This window comes from Streptomyces sp. DH12, from assembly GCF_020873895.1.
GTDB lineage: Bacteria > Actinomycetota > Actinomycetes > Streptomycetales > Streptomycetaceae > Streptomyces.
In genome coordinates, this window is record NZ_JAHWGT010001516.1 from 1 (window position 1) to 403 (window position 403).

General features: G+C 56.3%; 1 protein-coding gene. It reads right to left on the reverse strand.

Going from position 1 to position 403, the window contains the following annotated elements:
• Positions 1-144: 144 nt before the first annotated feature.
• On the reverse strand, positions 145-403 hold a 259-nt coding region (locus tag LPA54_RS40835; protein ID WP_228985467.1), incomplete at its 5' end, for a hypothetical protein.

The following is a 403-nucleotide window of genomic DNA, read 5'->3' on the forward strand; positions in this document are numbered from 1 at the left end:
TCGTAGTCGTCTTTCTGTTTGGAAGAGAAGCGGGAAAGCCGCCCTCCGGACCGGTCAGGCAGCGCACCTCCACCTGAATGGCCTCTGTCCTACCTGCTTGCGCATCTTTCGGTCATGAGAACGCGAGACCGATGCGACAGTCCGTCACTTCTTCCGACGCTTTCCACGAATGCGCTGGGAGGCAGCTTCACGCCTACCGTAGTTCCTCTGCCACTTGATTTTTCGGCTCGTCCAGTAATGCGAGCCGGTCAAATGCCAGTAACGGCATTCTGGGCACCGGTAGATGCGATCCGGAATGATGTCCAGCATCGGCTGCTTGATCATCCAGATCCTGGCCTCGGATTCAGTATGGAACGACGCTTTTCCTGTCGCTGGACATCTCGGCAAGGTAATCGCACTATAC